The sequence below is a fragment of the Colwellia maritima genome (genome assembly GCF_022669015.1).
Lineage (GTDB): Bacteria > Pseudomonadota > Gammaproteobacteria > Enterobacterales > Alteromonadaceae > Colwellia > Colwellia maritima.
On record NZ_JAKKSL010000002.1, the window covers coordinates 1 to 23343 of the forward strand.

At 35.1% G+C, this 23343-nt stretch carries 26 protein-coding genes, 1 tRNA gene and 4 pseudogenes; 18 read left to right on the forward strand and 13 right to left on the reverse strand.

What is annotated here, in order from left to right; all coding sequences use genetic code 11:
* Positions 1-425: pseudogene (locus tag L3081_RS09970) on the forward strand (amidophosphoribosyltransferase); the annotation flags it as partial.
* A gap of 116 nt (positions 426-541) precedes the next feature.
* Here L3081_RS09970 and L3081_RS09975 read toward each other — a convergent pair.
* Both L3081_RS09975 and L3081_RS09980 read right to left on the reverse strand, forming a co-directional pair.
* A complete protein-coding gene (locus tag L3081_RS09975; RefSeq protein WP_242285756.1) occupies positions 542-1141 on the reverse strand; it encodes a Yip1 family protein in 600 nt (199 codons plus the stop codon).
* A gap of 280 nt (positions 1142-1421) precedes the next feature.
* Positions 1422-1727: a hypothetical protein gene (locus L3081_RS09980; protein WP_242285759.1), complete on the reverse strand. Its 306-nt coding sequence runs from the start codon at positions 1725-1727 to the stop codon at positions 1422-1424.
* 164 nt (positions 1728-1891) lie between these two features.
* Between L3081_RS09980 and miaE the strand changes: the two genes are divergently transcribed.
* Positions 1892-2650, forward strand: coding sequence for a tRNA isopentenyl-2-thiomethyl-A-37 hydroxylase MiaE (gene miaE / locus L3081_RS09985; protein WP_242285761.1), 759 nt, complete (start codon positions 1892-1894; stop codon positions 2648-2650).
* A gap of 11 nt (positions 2651-2661) precedes the next feature.
* On the opposite strand, the gene lpxH is transcribed toward miaE, so the two are convergent.
* Both lpxH and L3081_RS09995 read right to left on the reverse strand, forming a co-directional pair.
* Entirely contained in the window at positions 2662-3417 is a 756-nt protein-coding gene (gene lpxH, locus L3081_RS09990) for a UDP-2,3-diacylglucosamine diphosphatase (protein WP_242285763.1), read from the reverse strand.
* Positions 3418-3462: 45 nt separating this feature from the next.
* Entirely contained in the window at positions 3463-3954 is a 492-nt protein-coding gene (locus L3081_RS09995) for a peptidylprolyl isomerase (protein WP_242285765.1), read from the reverse strand.
* A gap of 147 nt (positions 3955-4101) precedes the next feature.
* On the opposite strand from L3081_RS09995, the gene cysS reads away from it, so the two are divergent.
* Positions 4102-5511, forward strand: a complete 1410-nt coding sequence (gene cysS, locus L3081_RS10000; RefSeq protein WP_242285767.1) for a cysteine--tRNA ligase — start codon at positions 4102-4104, stop codon at positions 5509-5511.
* Positions 5512-5570: 59 nt separating this feature from the next.
* On the opposite strand, the pseudogene folD reads toward cysS, so the two are convergent.
* A pseudogene (folD, locus tag L3081_RS10005) lies at positions 5571-6426 on the reverse strand (bifunctional methylenetetrahydrofolate dehydrogenase/methenyltetrahydrofolate cyclohydrolase FolD).
* Positions 6427-6754: 328 nt separating this feature from the next.
* Between folD and L3081_RS10010 the strand changes: the two are divergent.
* The 6 genes from L3081_RS10010 (at position 6755) to L3081_RS10035 (ending at position 10959) form a co-directional block, all read left to right on the forward strand.
* Positions 6755-6831: transfer RNA gene (locus tag L3081_RS10010), tRNA-Pro, on the forward strand.
* Positions 6832-6866: 35 nt separating this feature from the next.
* Entirely contained in the window at positions 6867-7031 is a 165-nt protein-coding gene (locus L3081_RS10015) for a hypothetical protein (RefSeq protein ID WP_242285769.1), read from the forward strand.
* A gap of 1156 nt (positions 7032-8187) precedes the next feature.
* Positions 8188-8634: a hypothetical protein gene (locus L3081_RS10020; protein WP_242285770.1), complete on the forward strand. Its 447-nt coding sequence runs from the start codon at positions 8188-8190 to the stop codon at positions 8632-8634.
* 223 nt (positions 8635-8857) lie between these two features.
* On the forward strand, positions 8858-9115 hold the full coding sequence (locus L3081_RS10025; RefSeq protein WP_242285771.1) for a hypothetical protein: 258 nt from the start codon (positions 8858-8860) through the stop codon (positions 9113-9115).
* 1 nt (position 9116) lies between these two features.
* Positions 9117-10352 carry a PfkB family carbohydrate kinase gene (locus L3081_RS10030; RefSeq protein ID WP_242285772.1) on the forward strand — a complete coding sequence of 412 codons (1236 nt, stop codon included), beginning with the start codon at positions 9117-9119 and terminating at the stop codon, positions 10350-10352.
* A gap of 7 nt (positions 10353-10359) precedes the next feature.
* Complete coding sequence (locus L3081_RS10035; RefSeq protein ID WP_242285773.1) at positions 10360-10959, forward strand: 7-cyano-7-deazaguanine synthase; 600 nt, start codon at positions 10360-10362, stop codon at positions 10957-10959.
* Between the two features lie 288 nt (positions 10960-11247).
* On the opposite strand, the gene L3081_RS10040 is transcribed toward L3081_RS10035, so the two are convergent.
* Positions 11248-12096 (reverse strand): 8-oxoguanine DNA glycosylase, encoded by an 849-nt coding sequence (locus L3081_RS10040; RefSeq protein WP_242285774.1) that lies wholly within the window; start codon positions 12094-12096, stop codon positions 11248-11250.
* On the reverse strand, positions 12093-12761 hold the full coding sequence (locus L3081_RS10045; RefSeq protein WP_242285775.1) for a DNA adenine methylase: 669 nt from the start codon (positions 12759-12761) through the stop codon (positions 12093-12095). The genes L3081_RS10040 and L3081_RS10045 overlap by 4 nt, the downstream gene beginning before the upstream one ends.
* 196 nt (positions 12762-12957) lie before the next feature.
* Between L3081_RS10045 and L3081_RS10050 the strand changes: the two genes are divergently transcribed.
* Both L3081_RS10050 and L3081_RS10055 read left to right on the forward strand, forming a co-directional pair.
* A complete protein-coding gene (locus tag L3081_RS10050; RefSeq protein ID WP_242285776.1) occupies positions 12958-14367 on the forward strand; it encodes a hypothetical protein in 1410 nt (469 codons plus the stop codon).
* A gap of 41 nt (positions 14368-14408) precedes the next feature.
* Positions 14409-14594, forward strand: a complete 186-nt coding sequence (locus tag L3081_RS10055) for a hypothetical protein (RefSeq protein ID WP_242285777.1) — start codon at positions 14409-14411, stop codon at positions 14592-14594.
* A gap of 47 nt (positions 14595-14641) precedes the next feature.
* Here L3081_RS10055 and L3081_RS10060 read toward each other — a convergent pair whose 3' ends face one another.
* The gene (locus tag L3081_RS10060) at positions 14642-15064 is read right to left on the reverse strand and encodes an NUDIX hydrolase (protein ID WP_242285778.1); all 423 of its coding nucleotides are present in this window, start codon (positions 15062-15064) and stop codon (positions 14642-14644) included.
* Between the two features lie 16 nt (positions 15065-15080).
* Entirely contained in the window at positions 15081-16556 is a 1476-nt protein-coding gene (gene dgt / locus L3081_RS10065) for a dGTPase (RefSeq protein ID WP_242285779.1), read from the reverse strand.
* Positions 16557-16864: 308 nt separating this feature from the next.
* Here dgt and L3081_RS10070 point away from each other — a divergent pair, with 308 nt between their 5' ends.
* The 7 genes from L3081_RS10070 (at position 16865) to L3081_RS26780 (ending at position 21428) form a co-directional block, all read left to right on the forward strand.
* A complete protein-coding gene (locus L3081_RS10070; RefSeq protein WP_242285780.1) occupies positions 16865-17224 on the forward strand; it encodes a hypothetical protein in 360 nt (119 codons plus the stop codon).
* 218 nt (positions 17225-17442) lie between these two features.
* Entirely contained in the window at positions 17443-18468 is a 1026-nt protein-coding gene (locus tag L3081_RS10075; RefSeq protein ID WP_242285781.1) for a hypothetical protein, read from the forward strand.
* Positions 18469-18475: 7 nt separating this feature from the next.
* On the forward strand, positions 18476-18817 hold the full coding sequence (locus L3081_RS10080) for a hypothetical protein (protein ID WP_242285782.1): 342 nt from the start codon (positions 18476-18478) through the stop codon (positions 18815-18817).
* Between the two features lie 11 nt (positions 18818-18828).
* Entirely contained in the window at positions 18829-19059 is a 231-nt protein-coding gene (locus L3081_RS10085; protein WP_242285783.1) for a hypothetical protein, read from the forward strand.
* Positions 19060-19232: 173 nt separating this feature from the next.
* Positions 19233-19712, forward strand: coding sequence for a hypothetical protein (locus L3081_RS10090; RefSeq protein ID WP_242285784.1), 480 nt, complete (start codon positions 19233-19235; stop codon positions 19710-19712).
* Between the two features lie 550 nt (positions 19713-20262).
* Positions 20263-21306 carry a hypothetical protein gene (locus L3081_RS10095; protein ID WP_242285786.1) on the forward strand — a complete coding sequence of 348 codons (1044 nt, stop codon included), beginning with the start codon at positions 20263-20265 and terminating at the stop codon, positions 21304-21306.
* Positions 21303-21428 (forward strand): hypothetical protein, encoded by a 126-nt coding sequence (locus L3081_RS26780; RefSeq protein WP_274620488.1) that lies wholly within the window; start codon positions 21303-21305, stop codon positions 21426-21428. The genes L3081_RS10095 and L3081_RS26780 overlap by 4 nt, the downstream gene beginning before the upstream one ends.
* Positions 21429-21430: 2 nt before the next feature.
* On the opposite strand, the gene L3081_RS10100 is transcribed toward L3081_RS26780, so the two are convergent.
* The 4 genes and pseudogenes from L3081_RS10100 to L3081_RS10110 form a co-directional block, all read right to left on the reverse strand.
* Complete coding sequence (locus tag L3081_RS10100; protein ID WP_242285788.1) at positions 21431-21895, reverse strand: DUF4124 domain-containing protein; 465 nt, start codon at positions 21893-21895, stop codon at positions 21431-21433.
* Between the two features lie 85 nt (positions 21896-21980).
* Positions 21981-22088: a c-type cytochrome gene (locus L3081_RS29025; protein WP_420839720.1), complete on the reverse strand. Its 108-nt coding sequence runs from the start codon at positions 22086-22088 to the stop codon at positions 21981-21983.
* A 47-nt stretch (positions 22089-22135) separates the two neighbouring features.
* Positions 22136-22441: pseudogene (locus L3081_RS10105) on the reverse strand (c-type cytochrome); the annotation flags it as partial.
* 39 nt (positions 22442-22480) lie between these two features.
* A pseudogene (locus L3081_RS10110) lies at positions 22481-23341 on the reverse strand (cation diffusion facilitator family transporter).
* Between the last annotated feature and the right edge of the window lie 2 nt (positions 23342-23343).

The following is a 23343-nucleotide window of genomic DNA, read 5'->3' on the forward strand; positions in this document are numbered from 1 at the left end:
ATGATTCGGTTGTACGTGGTACTACGTCGGAGCAAATTATTGAAATGGCACGTGCTTCTGGTGCTAAAAAAGTGTATTTTGCCTCTGCTGCACCTGAAATACGTTTTCCAAATGTTTACGGTATTGATATGCCTAGTGCAAATGAGTTAATTGCTCATGGTCGTGATGTTGATGATGTTTGTGATTTAATTGGTGCAGATAAATTGATTTTCCAATCAATTGAAGATTTAGTTGCCGCTATTAGAGTTGGTAACCCTGAAATACAACGTTTTGATACTTCAGTATTTGATGGGGTTTATGTCACTAATGATATAGACAATGATTATCTTGAGAAGCTTCACGCGATGAGAAATAATAGCAGCAAAGAGTCTTCGGATAAAAATGCCGATTCAGTGATTGATATGCACAATGAAGGCGCAGAATAAACAATAGTTAATGTTTCAATTGATAAAAAAATAGCGAGTAACTTTTGAAAGTTATTCGCTATTTGTCAATTAATTTAGTTAGTAGATAACTTAGAAGTTACCTAACAATAGATAACCTAATGAACATACTCAGGACCAAATCCCATAGTCCACATAACGGCACTAAAGGCCATAATACCTACCAATAACACCAAGCCGCAAGTTACTACTGAACTTGAGTAGATGAAACCTTTATCTTCAGGAATATTCATCATAATAGGTACACCTGAATATAATAAATAAATAGAGTAGCCTACGCCTACAATACCAACCAATGCAACAAACCATAATACTGGAAATAAAGCAGCGATACCAACCATAAACATAGGTGTTGCAGTATAAGCTGCTAATTCTAATGATTGAATATAGCTTGGTTTTGAATCAAATGTTTTTGCCATCCATTGAATTAAGTATGCAAGAGCAAATACCCCAATAACTAAAGCAAAGTACATAGCAATAGCCATTAATTGCGCACTACTTTGGCTAATCATAATAGGTTCACCAACCCCGATTGTCCAACCTATATGTGCTGCGGCATAATAGCTGCAAATAGTAGGTATTAATGACACGATTAGAATGTGCATCATGCTATACATAATGCCTTCATGTCGTTTTTCAATCGTTTGCCACTCATCTTTTGGGTGAGCGTATAATCCCCAAATATGGTTCAATATCATAATAATTTCCTCTCTGAAGTCCCCAATTAAATATTTAGCTATTTGTATTTGTTAGTTGAGTTTTTTTGCTAAATATACGTTCAACGATAATTATTATTATTGTCGATACCTTATTTATGAGATATGGCGGAGCATTCGTCAAGGTTTGATTTAAAAATAGACGGTTAAACTTGAAAATAATTGTTTTTTATATTCAATGCAAATAAAAATGAATATGTATATTGTTTATGGTTATAAAGAAATCAAGCTTTCTATTCAATATTGATCATGATTTTTACCATTAGGAGATCTTAATTCTTATGATTTTCATTATTTCTATGTCAAAACCAAGAATATTTTCGCTATCAGGATAGTAAGTAATATTTACACGATTACCTTTTAAACTTTTGTATAGTTTTTTTCTTTTATATTTAAAAGGCACCTGTATATTTTCGAGCATCAGTGTATTGATAAACCAATCGTCTGACTCTCGTTGTACATGTGAAATCACCTTTATGCCATCGGTGTGAATGAGTTTTGTATGTTGCTCAATTAATTGCTTTACTTCTTTGTTAGAAGGTTTTTTATCTTGAGGGGAGTAGGTCATAGTTGCTCGAAAACAATGTGAATAACATATTATTAGTATCTCAAATAATGGTTAGTTAAAACAGGGCGTTTATTTATTTTTTATAGATAACCATTGATCTAGTGTAGTCAAAGTAATGGTTAAACAGTTAGAATATAAGCATAAAACATTACCTGTATCGATTGATGAATACTGAAGAACTTTTAAACCCAATTAAATCCTTTTTGCAGTGTGAAACACCACAAGAGTGGATTGACAAAGCAGCAAAACCTGAAAACCTACCTATTATTTTATTGGATCACCTTGTATGCGAATTAAAAGCCGCTCAAACAGGAATGTGGTTGATTCGTAAATATGCAGTAGATAAACAAAGTGGTCAAGATCTCCTAAATTGGTTAGAGCCATACGAAAGGTTTGTGTATAAGAAAGAAGGTACCCTTGAAGATTTGGCAAGTAAGTTAAAATTTTCAAAATCGATTGTGCCCAAAAGTAATTCTCCCATAGGACAAGACTTAATCGATAAAATGGTATTGTTGATCAAAGAAGAGTTACACCATTTTTACCAAGTGTTAGAAATCATGAATACACGTAATATTCCCTATGAGAATATTAGCGCGGGTCGTTATGCAAAGGGTATGATGAAACATGTTAAAACTCATGAGCCAGAAACACTTATCGATAAACTAATATGCGGTGCATATATTGAAGCCCGTTCTTGTGAACGTTTTGCTAGATTGGCTCCGCATCTTGATGATGAATTGAATAAGTTTTATATATCTCTTCTTCGCTCTGAAGCTAGGCATTATGAAGATTACTTGTCTCTTGCTGAAAAAGTAGCAGGTAAAGATATATCTGAAAGAGTTCAGCATTTTGGAAAAGTAGAAGCAGAATTGATTTTATCAGAAGATAAAGACTTTAAGTTTCATTCAGGATTACCTGTATAAACCTTAACTTATTAGCGGTTAGGTGTAGTTAATGGTTGATTCAGTAACTTCATGCTTGTGGGGGTTACCTTTAACCAAGCACCTTGTTCATACCAATCCCCTAAAACTATACGCTGTGCTGAGTTACCGTTAGCCGTTAAATGATGAATTGCAGGCCTATGTGTATGACCATGTATTAATAATTGACTTTGGTAACTCTCTAAACAATTGACTACTTCTGATTCAGTGACATCCATGATGTCTTGGGATTTCATCGCTGTTGCTTCAGTGCTTTTTTTCCGATAATTTGCAGCCATTTTTTTACGAAAAAATAGCGGTAAGCTCTTGACTGCTGTTTGCCACCACCATGAACGTGATTTCTTGCGAAATTTTTGATAAGCGACATCTTTAGTACACAAGGTATCACCATGCATAATAACAACGTTACGGCCATATAAATCAATCAAGTCAATTTCAGGTAAGAGCGTCATCGCAGATTTTTGAGCAAATCGTTTACCGAGTAAAAAGTCTCGATTGCCATGAATAAAGTAAATATCAGTGCCAAAGCTTGAAAGGGTTCTCAATGCTTTGGCAATGGTTGCTATATAAGCACTGTCATCATCGTCACCGATCCAAGCCTCAAATAAATCACCAAGAATATATAGTGATTGCGCTTTTATGGCTTCATTTTTTAAAAAACGCAAAAAACAAGCGGTAATATCAGGCCTGTTTTGCGCTAAATGTAAATCGGCAATAAAATAAGTAACGGGTTCTTTAGAGCTTGGCATTGTTAGTAATCTATAGTGCTTATTTGGAATGTTAGTTTTTAATGATTATTCAACGATGGCTGATTCAATCACAATGTCGTCTTTGGGTACATCACCATGACCGAACATATTACCCGTTTCAACGAGTGTCATTTTGTCGACAACATCCATACCGTCAACCACTTCGCCAAATACACAGTATCCCCAACCTTGAACAGATTCATTTTTAAAATCTAAAAAGTCATTGTCTGTTAAATTAATAAAAAACTGAGCAGAAGCAGAATGTGGTTCTTGGGTACGAGCCATTGCGAGTGTGCCACGCTTATTACCTAAACCATTGTTTGCTTCATTTTGAATACTAGCACGGGTTTCTTTTTCTTCTAAGCCAGGAGCAAAACCGCCACCTTGTGCCATGAATCCTTTAATTACACGGTGAAAAATAGTGCCGTTATAATGACCTTCTTCTACATATTGTTGGAAGTTTTTTGCGGTAATTGGTGCTTTATCAAAGTCTAATTCAATCTTAATATCACCAAGGGTTGTTTTAAAAATAATCATAGGGGTTCTCATCTACAAAAAAAGTAGCCAAATTGTACGCTAAGTTGAGATAAAGTGCATCTGCTATGGTGATTCAAAACGAAGCATGGGTTACAATCAATTTTTATTGTTGGTAATTATTATTTTTCATTGGAGTCGTAAACCCTCATGTTGCAGATATACAATACTTTAACCCGTAAAAAGGAAGTTTTTACCCCTATCAACCCAGGTAAAGTAGGATTGTATGTTTGCGGTTGTACTGTTTATGACTTATGCCATATTGGCCATGCACGTACATATATTAGTTTTGATAATATTACCAGATATCTTCGTTTTTCAGGTTATGACGTAAATTATGTGCGAAATATTACTGATGTTGAAGATAAAATTATTAATCGTGCGGCCATTAATAATGAAACGCCGGAGCAGTTAACCGAGCGTACTATAGGTTATATGCACGAAGATTTTGATGCGTTAAATATGGCACGTCCAAATATTGAACCACGAGTAACCACACATATGGATGAAATTATTGCGATGATTGAAATATTAGTTGCAAAAAAACATGCCTATGTTGCAGGGGGAAATGCTGAATTAACAGGGCAGGGCGATGTCTTGTTCGATGTTTCTAGCTACGCAGATTACGGTAAACTGAGTGGACAAAACCTTGAGCAGTTACAAATAGGATCTCGTGTTGAAGTGGATAACAATAAACAAAATCCTCTTGATTTTGTTTTATGGAAATCAGCAAAACCAGGTGAGCCAAGTTGGTCATCACCTTGGGGGGAGGGAAGACCTGGTTGGCATATTGAATGTTCTGCTATGAATGCAAAAGAGCTTGGACATCATTTCGATATTCATGGCGGCGGTTCAGATTTACAATTCCCCCATCATGAAAATGAAGTAGCTCAAAGCTGTTGTGCACTAGATACTCCATACGTTAATTATTGGATGCACACAGGCATGGTGCAAGTAGATCAAGAGAAAATGTCCAAGTCGCTTGGTAATTTTTTCACTATTCGTGATGTGCTTGCCCAATATGACGCTGAAACAGTACGTTTCTTTTTAACTACAGGGCATTATCGAAGCCAATTAAATTATTCAACCGATAATTTAAATCAAGCAAGAGCATCACTAGAGCGTATTTATACTGCGTTGAGAAATATTGAGGTAGAGGATAACTTTGTTTTAGATAAATCAATCGCTTATGTGCAACAGTTTTGTCAAGCAATGGATGATGATTTTAATACACCACAGGCGATTGCGGTGTTATTTGAAATTGCTAAAGAGCTAAATGTTGTGAAGGATCATGATAACGAACAAGCAAGTAAATTAGCAGGTATCTTAAAAACACTGGGTGGCGTTATTGGTTTATTACAGCTTGATCCTGAAAGCTTCTTGCAAGGGCAGAATGATGAAGATGAAGTTGCGGTTATTGAAGCACTCATTGCGCAACGCAACCAAGCGCGTGTTGATAAAAATTGGGCACTTGCAGATCAAGCGCGAGATAAGCTAATTGAAATGAATATTGTCTTAGAAGATAGCGCCGGGAAAACTACGTGGCGTAAAAACAGTTAATTTAAATCACTGAAGCTAAAGTGTACAAAATGGTTTGTACACTTTTTACTTTTAATACCTTATTTTCCAAATTGCTCACAAGCAATGAAAGTGTTTTCAATTAAACTGGCTACTGTCATTGGTCCTACACCACCAGGAACTGGCGTAATAAAAGCAGCTTTTTGTTTAGCAACATCAAATTCAACATCACCAACAAGCTTACCCGACTCTAAGCGATTAATTCCCACATCGATCACGATAGCGCCGTCTTTAATCCATTCGCCAGGAATAAAAGCCGGTTTTCCCACAGCAACTACTATTAAGTCAGCACTTCTAACTTTACTTTCAAGATCTTTAGTAAAACGATGTGTTGTCGTTACAGTGCAACCTGCGAGTAATAGTTCAAGTGTCATAGGGCGACCTACAATATTCGACGCGCCCACAACTAAGGCATCTAAACCATGGGGGTGAACTCCTGTAGATTCTATTAGTGTCATAATACCTTTAGGTGTACAAGGTCTTAAACCCGGAAGGCGTAAAGCAAGTTTACCAACGTTTGAGGGGTGAAAACCATCAACATCTTTCTCAGGAATTATTTGCTCAATGATTAAGTTTGCATCTAGTCCAACAGGTAAGGGAAGTCTGGACTAGAATACCATCAATGGCATCATCATTATTTAATTCATCAATTAAAGTACATAACTCGTTTTGAGTTGTGGTTTCTGGTAAATCATAAGAGCGAGATACAAAGCCAACTTCTTCACACGCTTTACGTTTGCTACCCACATAAACCTGAGAGGCTGCATCGCAACCGACTAAAATAACAGCTAGTCCTGGTGCTCTTTGGCCGTTACTTATACGCAAGCTAACTTTTTCTTTAATAGAATCTCGGAGTTGTTTGGCAATTGCCTTGCCGTCAATTAATGATGCCGTCATAATACTTATATTGTAACCTTGAATATATTAATGAGATTAATACGTTAATGAAGTAGCGCTATTTTGCCATAAACCCTAAGCCAGTAATAGCTAAGAGTTAGAATTTATTTTAAAGTACAACTTTTATCATTCTATCATGAGTGGATATTATTCCGTTGTTATCTTGTTCCAGAAATTTCTCGCATTTCGACACTAATTAAGCAAGTTGCATTAAAAGTGAGCGAACACGTTTTTTTTTATAAAAAAAGTTTGACTGAACCCGTTCAACTCGGTAATATCCGCACCCGTTGAAGACAGCTAATTTAATTAGTTTGTTTTAAGCTGATATCGGTGATTAGCGCAGCTTGGTAGCGCACTTGGTTTGGGTCCAAGGGGTCGCAAGTTCGAATCTTGCATCACCGACCACTTTTTCTTTCTTAGGTAATAAGGAAGAGCAAGTATTGGTTTGGGTGTTATCAAATTCAGTCGTAAGTTTGAATTTTGCATCACCGACCACTTTTTCTTTCTTAGGTAATAAGGAAGAGCAAGTATTGGTTTGGGTGTTATCAAATTCAGTCGCAAGTTTGAATTTTGCATCACCGACCGCTTTTTATTTTAAAAATTAAAAAGCGAAATGCTTTTGTAGGTAATGTGCGCCCTTAGCTCAGCCGGATAGAGCAAGTATTACCCCCTAGGGTATTACCTATCTTTTAAAGGTGTAGAGTTTTCGCTAGGTTCAGGGTAGGTAACTTTACCCATCTTCGGATAAAAGTTACCACAGTAGGTAACATGCTTATTTGTCTAATTATACAAATAATCATATTATTTACAAATAAATATTAGTTTTTATTATAGACTACTATTTGTAAGTAAAGGTCCGTTAGCTCAGTTGGATAGAGCATCCGCCTTCTAAAAGTAAAATTTGGGCCTTATTGGTGAAAACCTTTAAGTGTAAGATGTCAAATTCGGGGAAACCTTTCAGGTAATGCTGATGGCAATCGCGAGCCAAGCCTTGTGAAAATAAGGAAGGTGTAGAGACTAGACGGCATCCACCTAACGTGTTGTAAAAAATACTACGGTGAAGGGATAGTCCAACGCACGAAGCCAGTTTTGGTGGCAGTGAAAACTGTAGTGTGACGAAGCGGAGGGTCACAGGTTCGAATCCTGTACGGACTGCCATTTTCTTTTATTTAGCTTTTAGCTAAGTATCTCATTAATAATATTAATATATTATTTTTCTTAAATATATCTTCTGATATAAAAAATACTCCATTAAAGCTTTTATAAGTCTATTTAGAGCACTTAATTTAATTTTAAGTACAATAAGTTGCTTAGCATAAATTATCACTTAAATCGTATCCTGGCTTTTTAGATGAGTATTGATTAGTTAAAGTATTTTAAATTTATTCTCCTTTAATTCCCTTGAGCCAAGCTCAAAATATCTATTCTTGTGCATTGCACTATCGTTTACGCGATGTGAACTAAGTAAAAAAAGACGGCTTATTAGGCAGGTCATCAATCTCACAGGCGATAAATAATCTTCTTTTGAATGTCATTCAATTTCACTCGTACATTTACCTGTATTTTGTAAATTCAAATCACACTTGTGATAGATAAATTCCTGCTCACTTTTTTTAGGTGTGTTTTATTTATAAAACAATGCCAAATGATATTCAGAATATTTATTTTTTAGTATAGATTTCAATCTATTAACTATGAGAAAATGATTGTTAGGAGTTAATTAATAGGAGATGACATAAATAATAATATTAAGGTAACAAAATGAGCGTAAATTGTTTTTATAAAAGTGAATTAAAAGAAGAGTTGAAAAAAGAGCTACTTAACAGAAAAGATTTTAGCAATAAAGATCAGGAAATCATGCACTTTATGTTATTTGAAATAATTAAAGAGTACGAGTTTTCAAAAATTTTAATTCAACAAAATGTAAGTGTTCTTGGTGACGAAGGCGTCGAATATTTATATTTTATAGACGGTCAGTACTTACCGTTCCACCAACGAAAAGATTACGCTAGGTATGTTTTTAACAAATCTAAATTTGCGACAGATTTAAAAATGTCTTTTCAATATCACAATCGCTATGGCGAAGCCCTTATTAAATTACTAGAAGCTGCGACAGCAGCATTAGTTGATTATGCTGTTTCTGGTGTATTTAAAGACATAATAAGCAATGGAGGGTTATTTGTTACTCCGACAATGGAAACGGTTTAATGTGCTTGTTACTCTCCTAATTTGAGATATATAAAGATGAACCAAATCAAATATATGCTTTATTACGCAATATGTTGTTGTAAATGTACTCGTTTGTTAATAATGTAACTATTGTCTTTGGAACAGTATTAATTTGACAAGGAGCTTGTATGTCAAGTGGTGGATTTAGCGCACCTCCGAGAGGGCCGGTGGGATTGTAGACGATAATGTTTGCTCAAGCTTAGTGTTTGTAACGAAAGTAGCAAATGCTGATGAAGATTTGATTGACGATTTAAATGAAGGAATGTTGCTTGATGTAAGCCTTGTTATTGAAAATGGCGTGGAATCGGTTGCTATCTTATTTCGAGGTCAGATTTTAGGTGGGATCATGAGTCATGGCTTTCAATTAAAATCATGTCTTAGCAATGATTTTGAATTTGAAGCGATTGTTTTATCTGTATCTATGGGGATCATCACGATCAAAATCCAACCAAGGAAGTAATATGGAAATTTCTTTCGTAGGAGGCGTATATAAGGAAAACTGCGCCTGGCCTGCTAATTATGAAGTCTTAGGATCTCTTGGACGCGCTGCCTTGTGTGTTGTTCAATTGGATAGTTCCACAAAAGTAGAGTTAATATCTTCTTTTTCTAATGAAGAAATGGTGGAGCTAAAAGAGCGATTTGTTGGTAGGGAAGTTAGTGTTACAAACTATGAGCAACCCACAACCTATCTATTTTCATATGATCACCCTCTATCAGAGCCTGTTGTCGAGCCTAAACTAACAAACGAAACCGAAGTTCAGAAGCTAGAGCTTGATGGTTTTGATGGCAAACAAGTGGTCATGTTTGGCATGATCGAAAAGGATGTAAAGATCAAATGTAAATCGGTTATTTATGACCCTCAAAACTCTGCCTCTCCTAAATTATTTTCTGCCAACGGCTCTTTGGCTGATGAGTTAATTTACGTTCTAAACCGAGATGAGTTGGGTAAGTATTATGTAGAATCAAATGGTGCTGAAGAATACGACATTGAGCGCATGGCATCTTGGCTGTTGGATAAGGAGGGTGCAAGTGCTGTCATTGTTAAATGCGGTGCGCGTGGTGCGTTTGTGTTTACTGCAAAAGAAGGTGGAAAATGGCTTTGCTCATACAGAGCTAAAAAAGTCTCACCAATAGGATCAGGTGATTCGTTTGTAGCAGCGTTTGCGCATTATTATTTTGTAAGACGATTTGATGCTTTCAAATCGGCAAACCTCGCTAGTGTTGCAACATCATTTTATGTCGAACATTCTATGATGGTGAGTGACAAACAACTTGCTCAATATCAGGTTAACTTGGTTGCAAATTCCTTAGAGAATGAATCGAGCAAAAAGAACATCTACTTGGTCGGGCCATTTTTTAATATGGGTCAGATGTGGTTAATCAACCAATGTAAAATTGCGATAGAAAAATTTGGTATGGAGGTTTTCAGTCCTTATCATGAATTAGGAATAGGGCCTGCGGAAGTTGTTGCTCAAGCTGATATCAAAGCCATTGATGAATGCGATGTCTTGTATGCACTTTTTGATGACCATGATCCCGGTACATTGTTTGAGATAGGTTATGCGATTAAGGCAGGTAAAAAAGTCGTTATATATACCGAACAAAATAATGATGAACATTTGAAGATGTTCGAAGGGACAGGCTGTGAAATCATAAGAGATTTTGCTACTTCAATTTACACACTGTCTTGGATGTAACTTTGCCATGAGAGGGATTTTACTGTCTGGCGGTATGGACTCAACTGCATTGGCTTATTCAGAGAATCCTGATGTAGCCATTTTTATTGATTATGGACAAGTACCCGCTAAAGCAGAGCGAAGATCTGCAAAGAAGATCTCAGGTGATTTAGGGATCGATTTTTACGAGATTACTATTGATTGCTCTGACTTAGGTTGTGGCGATTTAGTTGGTAATGACTCTTCAGAAATAGGTCGTTTTTCTGATTGGTGGCCATATAGAAATCAATTACTCATCACTATGGCCGCAATGAAAGCTATTAAGCTTGGTTGTACCGAATTAATAATTGGGCTTGTTGCAGGTGACGATGAGTACCGTGATGGCTCTGAGGAGTTTATACGGTTGATAAATGAGTTGATTAGTTTCCAAGAAGGCGAAATGAAAATATCGGCTCCGGCAATAGGAAAAGGCATTGATGAGCTTATTATGAGTGCAAATGTGCCAGACTATCTGTTATCAAAAACTCACTCTTGCCATAAATCCAATTTACCGTGTTTTAATTGTAGAGGGTGCGGAAAGCAACAGGCGGTGTTTGATAAGTTGAATAAGGCATATTTTAACGAATAAAAGGCCCTGTAATAGAGCCTTTAAACATTTCACTATTATTTATGGTCGTGAGGTTTTAGGGGGGATATTTAGGCTTGTTTTCAGGTGTCACACGTCGCCTTCTATCTAAAGTTCCATCTTCTTTTTTAGGTTTTGGTCCTGGCTTTATAGACATATTTATTAAATCCTTCTAGAGTACTTCCTCTCAACATAAGAGGAATATTAACTTTCATCATAGTGCCATAATACATATGGGGTTTTATTATTTAAAGTCAATATACTCTAATTTTCATATACAAAAAAGTTTACCTACGCTAACGCTAATTCAGGTGTATATGTGTTTTTATTGCGGTTAATATAAACAATAGTGTTTTTACTTATGATGCCATTTTTAACCTGCTCTCTATTTTCAAGTAACCGATGAACAGAGGAGCTTTTTTGCATTTCATACCAGATAACGGCATCAAGTTCAGATGCTTTGACTTTCATAGCTTTGGCTAAATCGATAAATATTTGTTCAAGCTGAAGGTAGTTTTTTTCAATTGTTAAATGATCATCATAGAATCCGCCTAAAAGTCCTGCGCGGTAGATATGAATATCTAGAATAGCAACATCGTCAGCGTCTAACCAATTTCGAGCAACCCATGACGCAGTTTTAAGGCCAACGCCTTTGATTTGTAGTAGCCAGTTTCTTAGTTCTTGTCCTGAGCTAATAGGAGCCTCTTCATCGTGTAAAAATTGCAAAGCGTTAGCAATGTATTTGGCTTTTTGACGAACAAATCGGTATTTGACTGTTCGATTGGATAATTGAATTGGCTCGGTAAGCCATTCTAATAATTTAGATTCAGGGTGGGCTGTTCCATCAAAAGCACCTTTAAGTTTGAGTTGCTCGTATGCTGCGATGCTGATTTCAGCAGTGATGGCATGTCCACCAAGTAGGCAGGCACCGACTTCTTCAACTAGTGTTTTCCCATGTTTGTATTGTAACTCTGTGCCTTCAATGCGTCTTGATAGGACACTATATAGCCAGTAGGCAACGGATGGAAAAGCACTAACTTTTCCCCATGCTACGCCTGGAATTACCATTTCTTTTTCATTGGGTAACTCCATTTGTACGGAGCTTTGACCCATATTGAAATGAGCTAATTGATTTTTCATAATTGTTCACCTTGTATTGGGAACTCTGTATTCAGCCACTCCATAAACGCAGACCTTTCCAGTGGGTTCATACCCTTGATTTTTTGTTGAAGTCTTACTTGTCTTCTTTTAATTGTTTGTCTTTCTCTAAAACAATTTCCTAGGTAACGTGAATCGTGCAATTTTGTTGGTTTTTCAAAGTTAAACCATACGCACTCTGTCGCTTTACCATTTTGTGTCTGACTGCTGAAACTATATAAGTTCCAATCGTTTAAATAATGTTTATATAAATCGCTTTCATAACCAGAGATCATGACCATGCATTTCTGTTGAGTGAGAAATTGAAGTAATTTCTCATCTTGGTTATCACTGTATTCATGGCGATAAATCTTTGTCTTTCGTCTGGTAGAAGCAACATAAGGTGGATCACAATATATGAGTGTGTCCTTGCATAAGCTTTCACTCTCAAGTAACTGGATAGAATCCATATTTCTTAAGGTGACATTTTGAATGTCATCAATGTTATCAATACAACTTTTGTTGATATCGTTTCCGATATTAATTTTTGCTGCCAATTTATTCTTGATAACGATGCCAGATCCTAAAAACGGCTCGATATATTTTTTATGTGGAGGCATCAAATTAATTAGATGCTGATAAGTTTTCCCTTTGCCACCTGGATACATAAATTTTTTATTATTGCTTTACCATTAATTATATTATCGTCAAAAATGACGATGATTGCAAGCAATGTTTGTGGATTAATGTAAACCAAAGAAGTAATGAATATTTAGGTTATTCATTTCAATGGAATTTAGTTTGCCTAATGGGTAGGTAACATGTTATTTATTAATAAATAACAACAATTTAAAAAAACTTCCTATGTATAAGAGATTATCCGCATCAGTTTCTAAGTATTTTAAAAGTCTCAGTAAATGGGACTGGATAATCCTTATTACTTTTTTAGGTGTTTTTTTCCTTTCATGGGGATCGGAAGTTTATGCGGTATCCAAAGCTGATGAATCCGTAGTACTTCCAAAAGTATCTGATTTTATTGTGCCAGAAGTTGCATATAAGTTTCTATTAGTCTCATGTTTACTCGTTTTTATTTCTAGTGTAGTTCGTTTTATTACAAATGATTCTAGTGATAATTCATGGCGTTATTTGGCTATTGTTGCATTTTCTATTGTTGGCTCGGTAGTTGTTGCGTTGATCACAAGTGAAAAAACTATGCCTGGAATTTGGGCTTTAGCGTTAGGGTTACTTCATTTAGGGTATTGGTGTTGGAGGCGTGAGCATATTGAAACGTCGATATATCAAACCTCAATCAAGACAACAACAGAAAGATTAGATCGAGTTGTTAATCTCATGCCGAATGAAATTGCTTTTAAAGTGATGGGTAAAGAAACAACTGCTGCTTACGGCACTTTATCAGTGCTTTCTAAGATGTCTATTTTTGCAGATGAGATTGAGGATAAAGCGTTTATTGCTGAAACAGCACGTGATCAAATAAAAAAAGCGCTTAAGTCAATGTGTCATATAGCATCGCTATGGACAGTATCTCAGGCGCGATTGTTTGAAGCTAATATAATGTTGGTTAAGTCTTCTGGGGAGATCATGGAATTAGATAACCTAGACAAAGCTTTTGAACGCGGTAAGTATTTTTTCCCTGATATGACATCATTAGACAATATGCCGGATATGTGCGAGAAAGTTTTGCATGTTGTTCCTGAATTAGCAATAAGCAATGAAGATAGTGGAGATAAAGTTGATATATCTCCTTTACTTCTTCCTGTAGGAATGAAATCTACAACACACCCTGGAGTTATTAAAGGAGCACCTGAGGCCGCAGAAACGGGGTTAATTAGATCTATCGAAAATGTGCATAGTATTATTGATGGACTACCTAACAATTATGTCGATGAACAAAAGAGAAAAATTGAAGAGTATTTTGAAGGACAAGATAAATGTGGTTCGATTCTCTCCATACCATTAGCAATTTTTCACAGCCCGGATAAAGATCTTGTAGGTGATGAAAATCAGAATTCTACAGTGACTGTTGACGCAGTTATTAACCTTTATAGGCCGGAAAAAGGGTTGATTAAGTCGGTAGCGTTGTTTCAGGATTTCACTAAACCCCTTGTATTAATTATAGGAAATCTGTTATATTTATATAAGGAGAATGTTGAAGCTCTGAAGACAGTAGAGTCTGAAAAAGCGGAAAACTCTTCGAATGATACAGTATCCGAGTCGGAAGAAATTGACACCGAACTGGAAACTGTTCCTGAATAAACTGGTCTAATAGTATGCTAGTTTTAATAAATAGGTGATTTATGAGTAAAGATAAGAAATATAAAAACGCTCAGCCTACGACTTTTTATGTAGTAGAGCCGTCTGCTGAAAGTCAAACTAATCAGGAGCGTTTTGCTAGTCTGAAAAAGCAATATCAAAAGATGCTTGCACTTCAGGAAATACAGATGGAAGAAAGTGAAAAACTTGTAGCATCTGTATACGGATAAATATGGAATTCAAAAAAGGAAAGGCGCTTTTAGCGCCTTTTTTGTTTTTAATTTTCAATAAAAACAACTGGTTCATTGAAGTTCAAACTATGATCTAATGCCATTGGGATAAGCCATTGTAGGTTTGGGATGATGTTTTTGGGAATATCACTCACACTGACGAGAAAAACTTTTTCTTTTTCCACTGTCCTTGCTTTGAAGGCTAGATCAGAAATAGCAAAAAACACATCTAATTCAAAATAGTTTGGTTTTGTTAGGTGTGCATAACGTGTCCAGTTATTTTCAGTGATTAACACGCCTGTTTCCTCTTCACATTCTCTAACCATAGCTTGAGTAGATGATTCGCCACTTTCAATTTTGCCACCAACACCGTTGAATAACCCCTTTTGCCATGCAGGAGATAACTTTTCTAATAAGACAACATGCTTTAAGTCTTTTGAAAATATAAATCCAGTAACATAGTTAAGCACTGTTATTCCTCCGCTGTTATTTTATGGCCGTTAAGTTTTGAAATTCTTCTAGTGCAAATTGGTCGGTCATACCACTGATATAATCGATTAGTAACCGAGTTCTTGCATATAGCTCCATCATTTTATCATTATTAGAAGGTGATCCATTAGAGAATATTTCTTTTATGTCCTCTTTATATCTGCCTTTATGTTTGCTTGATAATTTGTGATAAAGCCTAGTTTCAATTGGGTGTGATTTTAAGGTGTTATCTTCAACTAAATCTTTGAATTTATTGTAAGTTAATTCAACAAGAGGTGTGTATATATTGAGCAAGCCAGAGATTACAGCAAACCCTTTTAGTTCAAGGTTTTCGACTTCTCGGTGATTGAAAACATTATTTACGGCTATTTTTCTGAACGTTTCAGTTGCCAGGTTATATTCATCACTGCCATCTAAGAGTGATTCATCTAGCTCACCATGAAAGATTTGTTCATGGTTGTCTATAAATCTTTTTGCAGCATATTTTGATAGGTCATTTACAAGCGTTGTACGTAATGTGAGTATATATGCATGCTCTTTATTGTGGTCTTCGTTTAGGTAATTTTTATATGCTTTTTTGGCTATTTTAAGCAGGTAACCACCTTCAACTACATCACTTTTAACATCAGGATCTTCTTTAAAATTATTCCAAGTTTTGCTTATTTCATTGTGAAGTTGATCAACAGTTAAGATCCCCTTATCAACAGCGTCATCTAGATCGGCAATACAGTAAGAAATATCATCAGCAGCTTCCATTATGTAAGTTAAAGGGAAACGACAGCCATCCTTAATAGATAATTCTTTTTGTATATCTTCAAATAGCTTTTGTTCTGAAAAATAAAACCCTGGTTTTTTCTTTCGGTAATAGAACGTATCTTTTTTCTTGGGCTTATCTTCGTATGCTCCGCGAGTATATTTAAGAAGGCAAGCTAATTGAGTATAGGTAAGGTTAAGTGATTGAAGGTTGTGTAACAGTCTTATTGCTTGTGCATTCCCTTCAAAGTTTGATAAATCTTTTACCAACTTATTATAATCAGGTTCATCTGAAAAGTTTGTTTTGAAGACTTCTGTAAGGGTTTTATTTCCCCATAAATTAATGGCTTCTTCACCAAAGTGCCCAAATGCCGGATTACCGATATCATGAAGTAAACAAGCAACTTCAATGGCGCTAACGAAGCCATCAATGTTTTCGGCTAAACCTAAGTTCTCAAGTTGCTCTTGTTGTGCAAGTTTTTTTAAAACAGTTTTACTGATGTATCGACCAACCTGCTGTACTTCTAAGGAGTGAGTTAATCGGCTTCTTACTGCTGCATTGGTTTCTAAGGGAAATACTTGTGTCTTTTGTTGCAAGCGCCTTACAGCGGCAGAGTTAATAGCGCGACCCCGGTCACTCTCCATCTCTTCGTTAAAACATCTACCTTGAATGGAAGACGAACGAGCGCGAATTGTTTTTAATTTTTGATTGTAATTCATAACAACAAAGTCCATTTGACAGGGTGAGTAAAATTTTTAATATACAGTAGTTTAACTATTTAATAGTAAATGTACTACAAACTGTTTTTCATATTACTAAAAGTGAAATTTAGTGTAATAATAGGCATGGCTTTGTGTGTTTTATCATGTGAAGTTAGGCCGTATCAAAGAGGCCAGTTCCCACGATAATGAACGAAATGGATATACTTTGAATAGATAGTTAATTCGCGTGGCGAATGTGTACTAATAAAATTTACTCGACAAAAGAGCGTGGGCTTTTTGTTGCGTATTTTTGTATTGGTGAAGACATGTCGCTTAAAAATGAAGACTTGCTTAACAATGTTAAAAGGCAAGCAAAAAGGCTTTCGAAAAAATTATCTATTCCGCTTGGCCAAAGCCAAGAAATGTTGTCCTATGTTGTTTATGGCTGTGATAGTTATGGACAGTTAATTTCATTGCTGAAGTCTGATTCCTTTGAAAATCAAAATCTGATATTAGCGGCTTTACACCCAAGAGCAGAAGACTTCCTTCTAAAGTTCCTTCATACAGATATGAATAATATTTTATCTCGCTTTAATGAAAGAGTTGAAAAAATAAAAATAAACGAAAATAGCGTTGTTGAAATTTTCGGTATTGAACCAACTGATTTTAAAAGTAAAATAAAATAAAATCCTTTTAAATTATACAGATATGTATAATTCTGTTCTGTTTACAATCGTTTTACTCTCATATATATTAGCAAAAAAGGCTGTACGGACAGCCTATGCCTACACATATTTATAATTAAGTATGAACGATGAAGCAGAGCATCCGTAAAAATTTGGTTTTCATAATTAACAAACTGGCGTTAGTAGGCTGTTGTTTGTTTTAATTTATGGATAACTAAATGATCACATCAGACACATTACTTTTAAAATTAAAACTTCAATCTCAACTCCTTGCAAAATTCCTAAATTTACCTGAATCATTTGGTTATGATTTATTAGCAACAACTATCTACCAACATATAGACTTTGAAGATTTATGCGACTCAATAGCTGAATTTAATTATGCATCAAGTTTTGGGGCTTTATCTGAATATCAAAAGTTAAAATACGTATTAATATGTGAAGTGGAAGACAAAGAATTAATTGAAGATCTTCATTTAGAAATAGAACAAATGGCGATTCGACTAGAATCGAAGGCAGTAATAAATATTTCTAAAATTGATCTAATATCAAACCTATTCAAATTATTTGGTCTCGAAAATGAGTCAAAATACATTGTAGATGCCGAGCACATCGAATTGGATTGGCAACTATTTTTTGATTCATTACAAGATCATCAAGCTGTTTTAAGCACTGATCTGTTAATCAATGAAATACCATTCCGTTTTCTAGCAACAAAAATTTCATTTGATGAGTTCTCTGTTGATAACGTAAAGCACTCACTTCATACGAATCTTACACAATCAGATGACTCATCTGCTAAAACAAACGAAGAAAGAATAAAAATAGATGAACATATTAAATGGGTAGCTGATAGCTGTGACTGCTTATCAAATTTTGAATCAGATACTCCTGACCGCAATCCTTCTTATTTTAAAATAAATAACCAAAACTATCTGGTATTTGGTTTCCCATTATCACCGCATTTGTCAATCACTGACATTGGACACGCCCCCAATATTAATATTCGGATAAAAGATACTGAAGAAAAGCAGGTGTTTATTTTAAATTTAGGAAGTGAAAGATTAACTCTTGAGTGCATTTTTCTGAACAAAATCGAGGACGGTGAAAAGTGCTATTCACCGAAAAACCAATGGATTAATGATTCACTTTTATCTCGTAAAGATGCATGTCAATTTCGAATTGTTTTCAATAACTCATATTACCTAATGATCTTGAGACCTTTTGCTCACGTGGATTGGTGAATGCGTTATGATAAAAACATTCTTAAAAAGCGCAACAGTATTGAGTGTTTTTGATTTCCATAATGATGAGAAAATTTTTCTTGGGGAAATGTTATTCGGTATTGTTCATTCAGATCAAACGTATCTATTTGAGAAAGGGCAAAGGGTAATAACATCAATTATCAAATCTCAAAATAACTTTGAATTCATTACAAAAAGCGATAATTGTTATGTCACTGAAGATAAACCCGAAAGTTTTGAGTTGAGATTATCTGAATTTGTAGTTATGAGACATTTGTTGCTTTCACCTGCTGAAGTAATTGAAGCAAGAGAGAAATTAGAGCGTGAAGATGCAAAACGATTACATTGAACGGTGGTCAAATGAAACATAGTCAAAGAGCAATAATGACCTCAGTCGATCATCTCAATGAAAATTTTGAAGTCAAAGTAAATAGGTGCCCAACTGCATTTGAAGATGATTCAGATAGCAGTGTATTATTTTCACTGCCAAAAGATAAATTCAGTGACTATTTTGAAGTTGGTGATTTGATTGAATTCAAAAGCCTGGGTAGTTCACCTAGAAATTGCCAACTTAAGCTGCAAGGTGCTTAGGCCGGCTAAGTTTAAACGCGAGCTAAACTCAATATTGAGGCGGTTAGATGATCATCATCATCCGTTGAAACGATGCATTTTATTAAGCGAAGATAACCTTGTTTTATTGTCTATAAACAAGAACGCTGAAGAGTTAATGCTATTAAAGAATCAGCAAAAAATTTAGAGTAATCATGAAAAATTTTGAAGACAAAATTGTGAAAGTTATCTCTAAATTAACTTGTGATGGTTGTGGCGAACAAGCAACTCAAGATGACTACGAATTTCATGAGTTTATAAGTATTGATCATAAATGTGGCTATGGAAGTATTCACGGTGATGGCAATCAAATCAGTATTGATCTCTGCCAGAAGTGCTTTGCTGATATGTGCGGTGATAGTTTAACTGTTATTGAGCCTAATGAAGAAAAGCATGATAGTTGTTCACGAATTGATGTAAAAGATATTTTGTCAGCAAACAAAATAAGTAATCAGGAAGAGTTAACGTCTGCGTTAAAGCGGCTTGATAAACTGTGGGATGCTCAACACCTTTCAGAATCTGGAGGTGAGTTTCATCAACTAGTTGACTTGATTACTGCTTTTGAAGGGAAAAGTCGGGATTCATATTTTGGAACAGTTTATGCTGCATCAGATGATTCTAGTGTCAGAGCATGAAATTATCATTGATGAATCTTAACAAAGTGGTGTTGATTTATGTGTACAAAATTAGTCAAAACTTGTAGGCGAAATGCGCCTATCACTGTGAGAACTATTGGCAGTTAATGTCTCTATTGAAGTCCGACCTCCTTGAAAATCTAAACCTGATATTAGCAGCTTTACACTCAAAAGCAGAAGACTGCCTTCTAAAGTTTCTCAATACTGATATGAATAATATTTTGTCTCGCTTTAATGAAAGGGTTAAAAATATGAAAATAAATGAAAATACTGTTGTAGAAATTTTCGGTATTGAACTAACTGATTTTAAAAGTAAAATAAATTAAAATCCTTTTAAATTATACGGATACGTATAATCCTTCCCTATTTACAACGACATTGCACTCATTTATATTTGCATTTGGCTGAACGGACAGCCAATACCTACAAATATTAAATGATTAATTTAATATTAACGATGAAGCAGAGCATCCGTAACAATTTACTTTATTCATAGATCAATTTTGGCGTGTAGGTCAATATTTTGAATCGCAAAAATGGATAAAAGCAAATGATCTCAGCACTCACTCTAAGTCACAAATTAAGACTCCAATCGAAATTTATCGCCAACTCACTCAACCTGCCTCAAGCGCTTGGTAAAGATCTATTAGCACGTGCTATTTATTGCACTCAAAATTATGATTCTTTAAATGAATTACTTTTTGAACAGGTTTGTGATGCCAAAATACACGGTACATTTCAGCATCATTGGTTAAAGTTTCTTTTAATCTGCGAGTGTGAAGATGAACTGCTGATTGATGACTTGCACAAAAGCATCGAATTTATGGCAAAACGATTGGAAAGCATGGTGGTCATTAATATCAGCAAGATTAGGTTGATATCGATCCTTTATGAGTTATTTGGCTTAGGTGACGAAGCCAAATATATTGTTGTTGCACCGGATGAATTTAATCTTGAATGGAAACCTTGTTTTAAAACTTTAAACAACAGCCAAGCTGTTCTCTATTGCGATTTTAAAATTAATCATATCGTGTACAGATTAATTGCAACGAAAGTTTTGCCTAACGAATTTAAGCTTAGTAATTTCTACAAATCATTAGATCAAAATCTGAAGCAAAGCAACGAATCTTCAAAAGAAGCCATAACTGAAAGGCCATTAATAGAAGAACATAGAAATTGGTTTTTAAATAGCGTGAATTTTTTCACTAATTTTGATTCGTTTTTTCCAGATGAAATCCCTAATGAATATAAAATTAATGGTCAAAAATATTCAATATATGGCTTTCCATTATTAGATTCTTTAACTGAAAAAATTGAATCCAACTTACCAACGTTGAGTGTTTCAATCAAAGATATTCAAGAGAAGCAGGTGTTTATATTCCAACTAGGGGAGCAGAAATTGGTCTTTGAGTGCATTCACGTTGAAACTCCTATTGTCTCTGTGATCACCTACTGTGAGTTCAGTAACGGTATTAAGGAAACACTTTTAAACCATAAAGACGCTCGTAAGTTTCCAATTATTCTTCATCAATCATATTTTTCCGGAAGTCTTCGGCCTTTTTGTCCTATTGATTACTTGGAGAATTCCATATGAATGAACTGATAAGAGATAAATTAATAGCGTTGCCTAGTGATAATGTTCGTAAAGAGATCCTTACTTTTGTAGATATTTGCTTTAGTTTTGATTCCTCAATGTCGTTAAGTTATTTAAGTTGAATTTAGCAATAAGACTTAATGCTATTCTCTGCAAGTTTTATTTTCTTTAGTCGCTCTTTCTCGGACATGATATAACCTCCTTGTGTATCATCACTACGTATTCTAACCCTGCGGTGGCTCTTATAAAGAATCAAGTTTTTCTGTGAGGTTTCACAATTTTCTTTGTACCGTTTCTTCATTTTCACTTGCTGTTTCTGATTTTTTAGCAAGTTTTTTTTCTCAGCTATATACTTATCAATTTCTACCGACCAATTTTTAAACTTTTTGTCTTTTTCTGTTTTGAGAATGGGTAAAGGCATTTCTTCAATAGTGACATCGAAATTATTAACTTCACTCTCAGGGGAAAATTGAGAATAATGAACTTGCCCAGACGTGTCTTTCCAACTATAAATTTGAATAGTTTGAGAAGTGGCAATAACGTCTAATGAATAAAGGAAAACAAAAAGCAATAAATATCGTAAAATCATAATATCTGCTCTTAACTTTTTACTAAAAAAATAAAATAATGTGGCGTGATGGAAGTCACTTTATAAATTTTGACCTATCAATATTTTACTGTTTATTTGTTTTATCCTTGACCGGAGAATCTTTTAGAGATTGAATATAGTTGACCAAATCCCAAACTTGGTTTTTTCCAAGCATACCTTTCCAAGCAGGCATTGCACCACGGCCATTCGTAATTTTCCATGCCAAATCCCCATCAGTATGAAGGCCACCATTTCTCGCAGGTTTGTAGGTTTTACGACTAAATTAACAGCAGCAGGGCCATGACCGTTCGCATCACTGCCGTGGCAATTAGCACAGCTACTGACGTAAATTTTGCGTCCTCTTTTAATAGATTCTAAACTTTTTTTAATTGGATTTTTGCGTTCAACGTCAGTTTTTGATGCCATCCAATGTTTGGTATCCTCACTCTGCTTATTATTCGCTTGATGAATGTTTTTCGATGCTTCTTCGAAAGAATAAACAAGGCCGCTACATAATACTAAAATGACAAATGTTAATGTTTTCATGATGTACTCTCCTAATATTTGTAAGTTATGTGTATATTTCTAATTGTTTTTTGAGTCTCTACATATTTCGTCTACGAACTCAAATTCCAGTGTTGTATGTTCAAGATGAAAAGGGCTAAGTCGTGTTGATATTTCATGCTTTATTTCAATATATTCTTGTTTATCAAAATAATGATTCAACACTAAATGAGCAGTAAGTACATGCCTTTCACCATCAAGGGACCATAAATGGAAATGATGAATATCTTCAATAAACTTCAATGTTGATAATTCAATTTTTATTTTTTCTTGAATGGCTTGCTCTGGTGTTGCCTGTAAAAACAGACGTATTGCAGTGCGGAGATTTTTTAAGACATTAAAAAGAATAAATAAGGTAAATCCGATTGAAAGTATCGGATCAAGTATTGGCAGTTCGATAAACATTAGGACGATAGCAACAATTAATACGGCTACCCAACCTAAGACGTCTTCCAATAAATGCCAATTAAGTACACGTTCGTTTAATGTTTTCCCTTCACTTAATTTAAAAGCAGCATAACCATTAACAATCACCCCTAATATCGCTAACCATAACATGCCTTGAGCATCAGGCATCTCTGGCGATAACAATCGAGGGAATGAGATGGTTAACACCCAAATCGACCCTGCTATTAAGACAACGCCATTAATAACCGCGCCAAATAAAGAAAAGCGATGATAGCCATAACTAAACGTTTCATCACGGCTTTTCTTGCTGAGTTTATTTAATCCCCATGCGAGACCGATGGATAAACTATCTCCTAAATCGTGAACCGCGTCCGCCATTATTGCGGTGCTATTGGTTAACCTGACCGCCAATGAATTCAATAATAGTAAAACAAACATTTAATATAAATGCCCACCAATACGACTTGAAGACATAT

What these genes read in the sequence shown, in the direction of transcription:
- L3081_RS09975 (WP_242285756.1), bottom strand. Translation starts at nt 1,141, where the DNA reads ATGATATTGAACCATATTTGGGGATTATACGCTCACCCAAAAGATGAG.
- L3081_RS09980 (WP_242285759.1), bottom strand. Translation starts at nt 1,727, where the DNA reads ATGACCTACTCCCCTCAAGATAAAAAACCTTCTAACAAAGAAGTAAAG.
- miaE (WP_242285761.1), top strand. Translation starts at nt 1,892, where the DNA reads ATGAATACTGAAGAACTTTTAAACCCAATTAAATCCTTTTTGCAGTGT.
- lpxH (WP_242285763.1), bottom strand. Translation starts at nt 3,417, where the DNA reads ATGCCAAGCTCTAAAGAACCCGTTACTTATTTTATTGCCGATTTACAT.
- L3081_RS09995 (WP_242285765.1), bottom strand. Translation starts at nt 3,954, where the DNA reads ATGATTATTTTTAAAACAACCCTTGGTGATATTAAGATTGAATTAGAC.
- cysS (WP_242285767.1), top strand. Translation starts at nt 4,102, where the DNA reads ATGTTGCAGATATACAATACTTTAACCCGTAAAAAGGAAGTTTTTACC.
- L3081_RS10020 (WP_242285770.1), top strand. Translation starts at nt 8,188, where the DNA reads ATGAGCGTAAATTGTTTTTATAAAAGTGAATTAAAAGAAGAGTTGAAA.
- L3081_RS10030 (WP_242285772.1), top strand. Translation starts at nt 9,117, where the DNA reads ATGGAAATTTCTTTCGTAGGAGGCGTATATAAGGAAAACTGCGCCTGG.
- L3081_RS10035 (WP_242285773.1), top strand. Translation starts at nt 10,360, where the DNA reads ATGAGAGGGATTTTACTGTCTGGCGGTATGGACTCAACTGCATTGGCT.
- L3081_RS10040 (WP_242285774.1), bottom strand. Translation starts at nt 12,096, where the DNA reads ATGAAAAATCAATTAGCTCATTTCAATATGGGTCAAAGCTCCGTACAA.
- L3081_RS10045 (WP_242285775.1), bottom strand. Translation starts at nt 12,761, where the DNA reads ATGTATCCAGGTGGCAAAGGGAAAACTTATCAGCATCTAATTAATTTG.
- L3081_RS10050 (WP_242285776.1), top strand. Translation starts at nt 12,958, where the DNA reads ATGTATAAGAGATTATCCGCATCAGTTTCTAAGTATTTTAAAAGTCTC.
- L3081_RS10055 (WP_242285777.1), top strand. Translation starts at nt 14,409, where the DNA reads ATGAGTAAAGATAAGAAATATAAAAACGCTCAGCCTACGACTTTTTAT.
- dgt (WP_242285779.1), bottom strand. Translation starts at nt 16,556, where the DNA reads ATGAATTACAATCAAAAATTAAAAACAATTCGCGCTCGTTCGTCTTCC.
- L3081_RS10070 (WP_242285780.1), top strand. Translation starts at nt 16,865, where the DNA reads ATGTCGCTTAAAAATGAAGACTTGCTTAACAATGTTAAAAGGCAAGCA.
- L3081_RS10075 (WP_242285781.1), top strand. Translation starts at nt 17,443, where the DNA reads ATGATCACATCAGACACATTACTTTTAAAATTAAAACTTCAATCTCAA.
- L3081_RS10080 (WP_242285782.1), top strand. Translation starts at nt 18,476, where the DNA reads ATGATAAAAACATTCTTAAAAAGCGCAACAGTATTGAGTGTTTTTGAT.
- L3081_RS10085 (WP_242285783.1), top strand. Translation starts at nt 18,829, where the DNA reads ATGAAACATAGTCAAAGAGCAATAATGACCTCAGTCGATCATCTCAAT.
- L3081_RS10090 (WP_242285784.1), top strand. Translation starts at nt 19,233, where the DNA reads ATGAAAAATTTTGAAGACAAAATTGTGAAAGTTATCTCTAAATTAACT.
- L3081_RS10095 (WP_242285786.1), top strand. Translation starts at nt 20,263, where the DNA reads ATGATCTCAGCACTCACTCTAAGTCACAAATTAAGACTCCAATCGAAA.
- L3081_RS26780 (WP_274620488.1), top strand. Translation starts at nt 21,303, where the DNA reads ATGAATGAACTGATAAGAGATAAATTAATAGCGTTGCCTAGTGATAAT.
- L3081_RS10100 (WP_242285788.1), bottom strand. Translation starts at nt 21,895, where the DNA reads ATGATTTTACGATATTTATTGCTTTTTGTTTTCCTTTATTCATTAGAC.
- L3081_RS29025 (WP_420839720.1), bottom strand. Translation starts at nt 22,088, where the DNA reads ATGCCTGCTTGGAAAGGTATGCTTGGAAAAAACCAAGTTTGGGATTTG.